This window comes from Pseudoflavonifractor sp. SW1122, from assembly GCF_012027765.1.
Lineage (GTDB): Bacteria > Bacillota > Clostridia > Oscillospirales > Oscillospiraceae > Enterenecus > Enterenecus faecium.
Map to the genome: position 1 here is coordinate 23,029 of NZ_SJOS01000029.1, position 9,232 is coordinate 32,260.

Here is a 9,232-nt window from a genome sequence, read left to right on the forward strand (position 1 = left end):
AACAGATGAACATTGCCATTGCCGGAACCGGCTATGTAGGACTGGCCAATGCCATTTTGTTGGCCCAGCACCACCACGTCACTGCGGTGGACCTGGTGCAGGACAAGGTGGACGCCATCAACGCCAGAAAATCTCCGCTGGTGGATGCGGAGATTGAGGACTACCTGAAGAACAAAGACCTGGACCTCACCGCCACCACCGACGGGGCGGCGGCCTATGCAGGGGCGGACTACGTCATTGTCTCCACCCCCACCAACTACGACCCGGTGAAGAACTACTTCGACACCTCCTCGGTGGAGTCTGTGGTGCGCCTGGTGATGCAGGTCAACCCTGAGGCCATCATCGTGGTGAAATCCACCGTGCCTGTGGGCTTTACCCTGGGCCTGCGGGAGAAGCTGGGGTGTGAGAACCTGATTTTCTCCCCCGAGTTCCTCCGGGAGGGCAAGGCGCTCTACGACAACCTGTACCCCTCCCGCATCATTGTGGGAGCGCCCCTGGACGACCCCCGGCTCAAGGCGGCGGCGGAGACCTTCGCCAACCTCCTGGCAGAGGGAGCGGAGAAGAAGGACATTCCCATCCTCATCACCAACCCCACCGAGGCCGAGGCGGTGAAGCTGTTTGCCAACACCTATCTGGCCCTGCGGGTGTCCTTCTTCAATGAGCTGGACACCTACGCCGAGGTGCGTGGCCTGAACACCCGCCAGATCATCGAGGGCATCGGCTACGACCCCCGCATCGGCAACTACTACAACAACCCCTCCTTCGGCTACGGCGGCTACTGCCTGCCCAAGGACACCAAGCAGCTGCGGGCCAACTATGACCAGGTGCCCAACAACATCATCTCTGCCATTGTAGATGCCAACCACACCCGCAAGGACTTCATTGCCGAGCGGATTTTGGAGAAGGCGGGCTATTACGGCCCCAATGGCGAGGGGAGAGACGGCACCCCCGGCAAGCCCTGCGTGGTGGGCGTGTACCGCCTGACCATGAAGGCCAACTCGGACAACTTCCGCCAGTCCAGCATTCAGGGCGTCATGAAGCGCATGAAGGCCAAGGGGGCGGAGGTCATCATCTACGAGCCCACCCTGAAGGAGGACACCTTCTTCGGCAGCCGGGTCATCCGGGACTGGCAGGAGTTTGTGGACCAGAGCGACGTCATCGTGGCCAACCGCTACACCAAGGACCTGGAGCCCGTGATGGATAAGGTGTATACCCGGGACCTCTACTTCCGAGATTAATTAGGGGAGTTGCTATGATAGAGAAGTTGAAACGCCACCAGTTCCTCTTTGAGGAGCTGGTGAAGCGAGATTTTAAGAAGAAGTACAAGCGCACCGTGTTGGGCATGGCCTGGAGCGTGCTCTCGCCCCTGATGACCCTGCTGGTGATGCGCCTGGTGTTTACCCAGTTCTTTGGACGGGGGATGGAGCACTACACCACCTATCTGTTCTGCGGTAACCTGATCTTCTCCTGCTTTAACGAGTCCACCAGCCAGGGTATGACCTCGCTGATGGGCAACGCCAACATCTTTACCAAGGTCAACGTGCCCAAGTACCTGTTTCTGCTCTCCAAAAACGTGCAGACCCTCATCAATTTTGCCCTGACCTTGGCGGTGTTCTTTGTGTTCTGTCTGTTGGACCAGATCACCTTTACCTGGAAGTTCATTCTGCTCCTTTACCCTGTGCTGTGCCTGGTGCTGTTCAACATCGGTGTGGGTATGGTGCTGTCCGCCCTGTTTGTCTTTTTCCGGGACGTGCAGTACCTGTGGACCATCTTCACCCAGCTTTTGATGTATATGTCTGCCATCTTCTATACCGTGGACATCTACTCCCCTCTGATGCAGAAGATGTTCTACCTCAACCCGGTGTACACCTTCATCTCCTACTTCCGTAAGATCGTCATCTACGGCACCATTCCCACCCCGTGGCACCATGGCCTGATGCTGCTGTATGTGGTGCTGGCTCTGGCTGTGGGAGCCCTGATCTACAAGAAATACAACACCCAGTTCCTGTATTACGTGTGATAAAGGGGAGCAAAAGGGTAAGGAGATAACGCATGAAAACCCAAAATCAAAAACGATATCTGATTCTGCTGGCGTTGGTGCTGGTGTTGGCGGTACAGACCGTCATGATGGGGTACTTTGGCCAGAAAAAGGCCGGGTACCACGTGGATGAGGTCTACACCTATGAGCTGTCCAACTATCCCGGGACCTTCTTCTCGGAGACCGAGGGCTTTTTGGACACCTGGGTGGACGGCTCCTTCTTCCAGGAGGCCATGTCCGTGGACGGACTGGGGGATTTGGACTACTCCATCCCCTACCACAACCAGGAAAACGACGTGCACCCGCCGGTCTACTACTTTGTCATCCACACCGTCTCCGCCCTGTTCCACGGGGAGGTGAGCAAGTGGATTGGCATTCTGCCCAACATGTTCTTCTGCCTGCTCACCACCGTGCTGCTCTACCTGGTGGCGGTCCGGCTCTTCCCCAATCGGGTGCTGGCCCTGCTGGTGGCGGCCATGTGGGCTTGGAGCGTGGGAGCTATGACCACGGCGGTGTTCATCCGCATGTACGCTCTGCTGACCTGCATTGCCACGGCTCTGGTGCTGGTGCACCTGAAAGCCCTGGAGGATGTGCGGCGGGGTAAGCTGCGCAAGAGAACCGCTGCACTGCTCTTTGTGGTCACTCTGCTGGGCATCTTGACCCAGTATTACTTCCTGGTGCTCTGCTTCTTCCTGTGTGGAATTTTCTTTTTCTACCTGTGTGCCACCCGGCGGTGGAAGCTGCTGGGGGTGTACACGGTGCTGGAGGGTGGGGCCCTGTGCGCCGCTGTGGCCCTCTTCCCCAAGATGCTGTTCCACATCTTTGGCGGCTACCGGGGCAAAGAGGCCTTTGGCAGCATGGCCACCAAGGAGGGCACCTTGGATGGCCTGCAAAAGGTGGCCAGTACCATCAGCCGCCAGCTCTTCAACGGCTGGCTCAAGGAGTGCATTCTGCTGGTGGTGGCCGTGGTAGTGGTGTACTTCCTGGTCAAGCACGTGCTGCACCTGCGTCTGTTCCCCAAGGGAGAAGAGGTGGGCATGGCTGTGGAGATGGACGTGCACCTGGACCGCAAGCTGCGCCTGCACATCTCCCATGTGGATGTGGCCGTGGCCCTGCTGGGTGTGGTAGCCGTAGGCTACTGGGGACTGGTGGGAAAGGTAGCACCCTATAAGACCGACCGCTACTTCTTCTGCATCTCCCCCCTCATCGTCCTGTGCATGGTCTACCTGGGCTATCGCACCTTGATGCTGCTGGTGCGCAATCCCCAGCGGTGCACCATCGCCCTGGCTGTGGTGGCCCTGGGGATTACCGCCATGTCTTATCGAACCCAGACGGTAAACTACCTCTTCCTGGAGACCAACCAGAGAGCCCAGGAGCTGGCAGGGTACGAGGAATATCCCGTCATCATTCTCAGTGTCCAGGGAACCCCGGAATTTGCCGATGCCCAGGCCATGGAGTTCCCGGAGCATTCCCAGATTTATCGCTGCGGGGGGAAGAATTTTGCCGCTCTCAGCGATGCCGTGGAGTCCAAGGACCTGGACGGCGGATTCCTGCTGTTCATCCGGGACTTCGGTAAGATGTCCCAGAAGGAGATCCAGGAACAGGTGGAGGCCCAGCTGGACCTGGACCAGTTTGAGCTCCTGACCAGAATCGGGTGCAACGTCTACTTCTGCACCCTGGAGGAGGCTGCGTCATGATGATTACCGTGGTGGTGCCCTGCTACAACGAGGAGCAGGCCCTACCTTACTTTATCCCGGAAATTCAACAGGTGGCCAAGACCTTGGAGACGCAGTACCAGGTGGACCTGGAGGTGCTGCTGGTCAACGACGGCTCCAAGGACGGCACCCTGTCCCTCATGCGCACTTACGCCGGGCAGTACCAAAATGTCCGCTACCTCTCCTTCTCCCGAAACTTCGGCAAGGAGGCGGCCATTTATGCGGGCCTGGAGCACGCCAAGGGGGACTATGTGGCCATCATGGACGCAGATATGCAGGACCCTCCGGCGCTGCTGCCCCAGATGTATGAGATTCTCCGGGACGAGCCCTATGACTCGGTGGCCACCCGCCGGGTGGACCGGGCGGGGGAGCCCCCCATCCGCAGCTTTTTTGCCCGCACCTTCTACAAGCTCATCAACCGCATTTCCGATGCCGACATTGTGGACGGCGCCCGGGACTACCGGCTGATGAAGCGGGCTATGGTGGACGCCATCCTGTCCATGAAGGAATATAACCGCTTCTCCAAGGGCATTTTCGGCTGGGTGGGTTTCCGCACCAAGTGGCTGCCCTATGAGAATGTGCAGCGGGTGGCAGGGGAGACCAAATGGTCCTTCTGGAAGCTGTTTCTCTACTCCATCGAGGGCATCGTGGCTTTTTCCACCGCCCCTCTGGCCATGGCCTCGGTGTTCGGCATTATCACCTGCCTGTGCGCCGCCCTGGCCCTGTGCTTTATCCTGGTGCGCACCATCCTCTTTGGCGATCCGGTGGAGGGCTGGCCCAGCATGATGTGCGTGATGCTCTTCTTGGGGGGCATCCAGCTGCTGTCCATCGGCGTCATCGGTCAGTACCTGGCCAAGACCTATCTGGAAACCAAGCATCGTCCCATCTACATCCTGCAAGAGAGCAGCGATGGCACTAAAAAGGATGAAGGGGTACAATCATGAGTATTTTGGAAGTGAATAACGTCTCCATCCGGTATATGACGGGAGATTTTAAAGACATCGGCATCAAGGAGTACGTCACCCGCCGCCTGCGGGGCAAGTACGAGGTGAAGAAATTCTGGGCGGACAAGCACGTCACCTTTTCCCTGGAAAAGGGGGACATGCTGGGCATCATCGGCACCAACGGTGCGGGAAAATCCACCCTGCTCAAAGCCATCTCCGGCATCATGGAGCCCACCGAGGGGTACGTGCACCGAGAGGGCACCATTGCCGCCCTGCTGGAGCTGGCCAGCGGCTTTGACGGGGACCTGACGGTGCGGGAGAACACCTACCTCCGTGGAGCCATGCTGGGGTATACCCGCAAGTTCATGAACGAGATGTACGACCAGATCATCGAGTTTGCCGACCTGAAGGAGTTTGAGGACCGCCCCTTTAAGCAGCTGTCCTCGGGCATGAAGTCCCGTCTGGCCTTCTCCATCGCCTGCCTGGTCCAGCCGGATATCCTCATCCTGGACGAGGTACTGTCCGTGGGCGACGGCGCGTTCCGCCGCAAGAGTGAGGCCAAGATGAAGGAGATCATCTACGGCGGCGCCACCTCCATTCTGGTCTCCCACTCCCTGGAGCAGGTCCGGGAGATGTGCACCAAGATTTTGTGGCTGCACAAGGGCCACCAGGTGGAGTTTGGGGACGACGTCCAGGGTATCTGCGACCGCTATCAGGAGATGCTGGACGGCAAGCGGAAGATCGAGGTCCCCGCTGACTAAATACCGATTCATATGAAACACTCTGCCCCTGGGGGCAGGGTGTTTTTCCTTGCGGAAAAAACATCGGTCACAGTGCAAAAAAGGCACTACTCAACCGGGCGAAAAGGTGGTATAATCCCACAAAGGGCGTTGACCGTGCTGACTCCCTGTAAGGCTCGTACACCATAGGCTGTCTGTCCCAGAAAGAGGACAGACCACACCACACATATGGAGGTAATCAGTATGCGTTTTACTCTTCCCCGTGATCTGTACCATGGAAAAGGCTCTCTGGAGGAGCTGAAGAACCTGAAGGGCACCCGTGCATTTGTCGTCACCGGCGGTGGCAGCATGAAGCGATTTGGCTTCCTGGCTCGGGTGGAGAATGCCCTGAAGGAAGCGGGCATGGAAGTACATATTTTTGAGGGCGTGGAGCCCGATCCCAGCGTCACCACCGTGATGCGAGGCGCTGAGGAAATGCGCCAGTTCCAGCCCGACTGGATTGTGGCCATCGGCGGCGGCAGCCCCATCGATGCAGCCAAGGCCATGTGGGCCTTCTATGAGTACCCCAACGTCACCTTCGACGACCTCATCGTCCCCTTCAACTTCCCCACGCTGCGGCAGAAGGCCCATTTCTGTGCCATCCCCTCCACCTCCGGCACCGCCACTGAGGTGACTGCCTTCTCCGTCATCACCGACTACGACAAGGGCATCAAGTACCCCCTGGCCGACTTCAACATCACCCCCGATGTGGCCATTGTGGACCCCGAGCTGGCCGAGAAGATGCCCCCCAAGCTCACCGCTCACACCGGTATGGACGCCATGACCCACGCCATTGAGGCCTACGTGTCCACCGTCCACTGCGACTACACCGACCCCCTGGCCCTCCACGCCATCCAGATGGTGCACAACGACTTGAAGAAGTCCTATGAGGGTGATATGGACGCCCGGGACCGGATGCACAATGCCCAGTGCCTGGCCGGCATGGCCTTCTCCAACGCCCTGCTGGGCATCGTCCACTCCATGGCCCACAAGACCGGCGCTGTGTTTGAGGGCGGTCACATCATCCACGGCGCAGCCAACGCCATGTACCTGCCCAAGGTCATCCAGTACAACGCCAAGAACCCCGAGGCCGCCCAGCGCTACGCCTACATCGCCCGCTTCATGGGCCTGGAGGGCAGCGACACCCAGTCCCTGGTGGCCGCTCTGGTGGCCGAGCTGCGCCATATGAACGATGAGCTGAACATTCCCCAGTGCATCGCCCACTACGGCGAGGGCGGCACCATTGCCGAGCAGGGCTTCGTGGGCGAGGAGGAGTTCCTGGCCAAGCTGCCGGAGATCGCCAAGAACGCCCTGGGCGACGCCTGCACCGGCTCCAACCCCCGCCAGCCCGACCAGGCGGACATGGAGAAGCTGCTCCGGGCTTGCTATTACGACCTGGACGTTGACTTTTAATCCTTTAGCGTGTAAAATAGGGGGAGGGGAATGGCTCTCCCCCTATTTTCTTTTGCGCGATACCCTCATGGAAGGAGATTGTTATGTTTCGAATTGCGGAAAAAACCCCGCTGAACCCCACCGTCACCAAGATGGTCATCGAGGCCCCTCTGGTGGCCAAGAAGGCGCAGCCGGGTCAGTTTATCATTGTACGCCCCTTCGAGGACTCCGAGCGGATTCCTCTGACCATTGCCGACTTTGACCGCCAGGCCGGCACCATCACCATTATCTTTCAGATCGTCGGCGGCACCACCATGGAGCTCAACCAGCTGGAGGCGGGCCAGTCCGTCCACGACTTTGTGGGCCCCCTGGGCCGGGCCAGTGAGCTGGAGGGCCTGAAGAAGGTGGCCGTGGTGGGCGGCGGCGTGGGCTGCGCCATTGCCTATCCCACTGCCAAGCGCCTCCACGAGCTGGGGGCCGAGGTGCACTCCATCGTGGGCTTCCGCTCCAAGGACCTGGTGATTTTGGAGCAGGAGTTTGAGGCGGTGTCCCACCACATGGCAAAGATGAGCGACGACGGCACCTGGGGCGAGAAGGGCCTGGTGACCAACGCCCTGGAGGCCCTCATTCAGGCGGGCAACCAGTACGACGAGGTCATCGCCATTGGACCCCTCATCATGATGAAGTTTGTCTGCAAGCTCACCGAGAAGTACGGCATCAAGACCACCGTGTCCATGAACCCCATCATGATCGACGGCACCGGCATGTGCGGTGGCTGCCGCCTCACCGTGGGCGGCGTGACCAAGTTCGCCTGTGTGGACGGCCCCGACTTTGACGGCCACCAGGTGGACTTTGACGAGGCCATGCACCGGGGCTCCACCTACCGGGAGTTTGAGACCCACGCCCGGGAGGCCTCTTGTAATCTGCTCAACAAGGAGGTGCAGTGAGCATGGCACACCAGATCAACATGGACCCCTGCAAGTGCCCCATGCCCAGCCAGGAGCCCCAGGTGAGAAACCACAACTTTGACGAGGTCGCTCTGGGCTACACCGCTGAGATGGCGGTCAGCGAGGCCAAGCGCTGCCTGAACTGTAAGAATAAGCCCTGCCAGACCGGGTGCCCTGTGGGCATCGACATCCCCGCCTTCATCGGCAAGGTGGCAGAGGAGGACTTTGAGGGGGCCTATCAGGTGCTCTCCGCCTCCAGCGCCCTGCCCGCCGTGTGCGGCCGTGTCTGCCCCCAGGAGAACCAGTGCGAGGGCAAGTGCGTCCGGGGCATCAAGGGTGAGAGCGTGGGCATTGGCCGCCTGGAGCGGTTTGTGGCCGACTGGCACCGGGAGCATGTCACCGACACCCCCGTCAAGCCCCAGCCCAACGGCCACAAGGTGGCCATCATCGGCGCTGGCCCCTCCGGCCTCACCGCCGCGGGTGACCTGGCCAAGCTGGGCTATGCGGTTACCATCTATGAGGCTCTCCACCTGGCCGGCGGCGTGCTGGTGTACGGCATCCCCGAGTTCCGTCTGCCCAAGGCCATTGTGCAGCAGGAGATTGACGGCCTCAAGGCCCTGGGCGTGGACATCGAGACCAACATGGTCATCGGCAAGGTGCTCACCATTGACGAGCTCATGGGCGAGTACGGCTTCGAGGCGGTGTACATCGCCAGCGGCGCTGGCCTGCCCCGGTTTATGGGCATCCCCGGCGAGAGCCTCAAGGGGGTGTACTCCGCCAACGAGTACCTCACCCGTATCAACCTCATGAAGGCCTACCAGCCCGGCAGCAAGACCCCCATCATGCACAGCCACAAGGTGGCCGTGGTGGGCGGCGGCAACGTGGCCATGGATGCCGCCCGCTGCGCCAAGCGCCTGGGTGCCGAAGAGGTGTACATCGTCTACCGCCGGGGCATGGAGGAGCTCCCCGCCCGGAAGGAAGAGGTGGAGCATGCCCAGGAGGAGGGTATCATCTTCAAGACCCTCACCAACCCCGTGGAGGTGCTGGGCGACGAGGATGGCCGTGTCCGTGGCATGGCGTGTATTGAGATGGAGCTGGGAGAGCCCGACGCCTCCGGCCGCCGCCGTCCCGTGGAGAAGCCGGACAGCCGCTTTGAGCTGGAGGTGGACACCATGATCATGTCCATCGGCACCAGCCCCAACCCCCTCATCCGGTCCACCACCCCCGGTCTGGAGACCAACCGCCACGGCTGCATCGTCACCAACGGGGACGACGGCCTCACCAGCCGAGAGGGCGTGTACGCCGGCGGCGACGCGGTCACCGGCGCCGCCACAGTGATTCTGGCCATGGGAGCGGGCAAGCAGGCCGCTGCTGCCATCCATGCGTACATCCAAAACAAGTAATAAGATAAAACGAG

General features: G+C 60.2%; 8 protein-coding genes. All 8 read left to right on the forward strand.

Annotated elements, in window-relative coordinates; genetic code table 11:
• Nucleotides 1-5: 5 nt before the first annotated feature.
• Nucleotides 6-1,238 (forward strand): nucleotide sugar dehydrogenase, encoded by a 1,233-nt coding sequence (locus E0L15_RS08050; RefSeq protein WP_168125192.1) that lies wholly within the window; start codon nucleotides 6-8, stop codon nucleotides 1,236-1,238.
• Between the two features lie 14 nt (nucleotides 1,239-1,252).
• Nucleotides 1,253-2,020 (forward strand): ABC transporter permease, encoded by a 768-nt coding sequence (locus tag E0L15_RS08055; RefSeq protein WP_087231965.1) that lies wholly within the window; start codon nucleotides 1,253-1,255, stop codon nucleotides 2,018-2,020.
• Nucleotides 2,021-2,052: 32 nt separating this feature from the next.
• Nucleotides 2,053-3,735, forward strand: coding sequence for a glycosyltransferase family 39 protein (locus E0L15_RS08060; RefSeq protein ID WP_168125193.1), 1,683 nt, complete (start codon nucleotides 2,053-2,055; stop codon nucleotides 3,733-3,735).
• Nucleotides 3,732-4,697: a glycosyltransferase family 2 protein gene (locus E0L15_RS08065; RefSeq protein ID WP_087231971.1), complete on the forward strand. Its 966-nt coding sequence runs from the start codon at nucleotides 3,732-3,734 to the stop codon at nucleotides 4,695-4,697. Before E0L15_RS08060 ends, E0L15_RS08065 begins: the two co-directional genes overlap by 4 nt.
• A complete protein-coding gene (locus E0L15_RS08070) occupies nucleotides 4,694-5,458 on the forward strand; it encodes an ABC transporter ATP-binding protein (protein WP_087370331.1) in 765 nt (254 codons plus the stop codon). The genes E0L15_RS08065 and E0L15_RS08070 overlap by 4 nt, the downstream gene beginning before the upstream one ends.
• A gap of 222 nt (nucleotides 5,459-5,680) precedes the next feature.
• The gene (locus tag E0L15_RS08075; RefSeq protein ID WP_168125194.1) at nucleotides 5,681-6,889 is read left to right on the forward strand and encodes an iron-containing alcohol dehydrogenase; all 1,209 of its coding nucleotides are present in this window, start codon (nucleotides 5,681-5,683) and stop codon (nucleotides 6,887-6,889) included.
• An 83-nt stretch (nucleotides 6,890-6,972) separates the two neighbouring features.
• Nucleotides 6,973-7,815 carry a sulfide/dihydroorotate dehydrogenase-like FAD/NAD-binding protein gene (locus E0L15_RS08080; RefSeq protein ID WP_087231980.1) on the forward strand — a complete coding sequence of 281 codons (843 nt, stop codon included), beginning with the start codon at nucleotides 6,973-6,975 and terminating at the stop codon, nucleotides 7,813-7,815.
• Between the two features lie 2 nt (nucleotides 7,816-7,817).
• Entirely contained in the window at nucleotides 7,818-9,218 is a 1,401-nt protein-coding gene (gene gltA, locus E0L15_RS08085) for an NADPH-dependent glutamate synthase (RefSeq protein WP_168125195.1), read from the forward strand.
• Nucleotides 9,219-9,232: the final 14 nt, after the last annotated feature.

Coding starts and splice junctions, on each gene's coding strand:
- E0L15_RS08070 (WP_087370331.1), top strand. CDS start 4,694: ATGAGTATTTTGGAAGTGAATAACGTCTCCATCCGGTATATGACGGGA.
- E0L15_RS08065 (WP_087231971.1), top strand. CDS start 3,732: ATGATGATTACCGTGGTGGTGCCCTGCTACAACGAGGAGCAGGCCCTA.
- E0L15_RS08050 (WP_168125192.1), top strand. CDS start 6: ATGAACATTGCCATTGCCGGAACCGGCTATGTAGGACTGGCCAATGCC.
- E0L15_RS08060 (WP_168125193.1), top strand. CDS start 2,053: ATGAAAACCCAAAATCAAAAACGATATCTGATTCTGCTGGCGTTGGTG.
- E0L15_RS08075 (WP_168125194.1), top strand. CDS start 5,681: ATGCGTTTTACTCTTCCCCGTGATCTGTACCATGGAAAAGGCTCTCTG.
- E0L15_RS08080 (WP_087231980.1), top strand. CDS start 6,973: ATGTTTCGAATTGCGGAAAAAACCCCGCTGAACCCCACCGTCACCAAG.
- E0L15_RS08055 (WP_087231965.1), top strand. CDS start 1,253: ATGATAGAGAAGTTGAAACGCCACCAGTTCCTCTTTGAGGAGCTGGTG.
- gltA (WP_168125195.1), top strand. CDS start 7,818: ATGGCACACCAGATCAACATGGACCCCTGCAAGTGCCCCATGCCCAGC.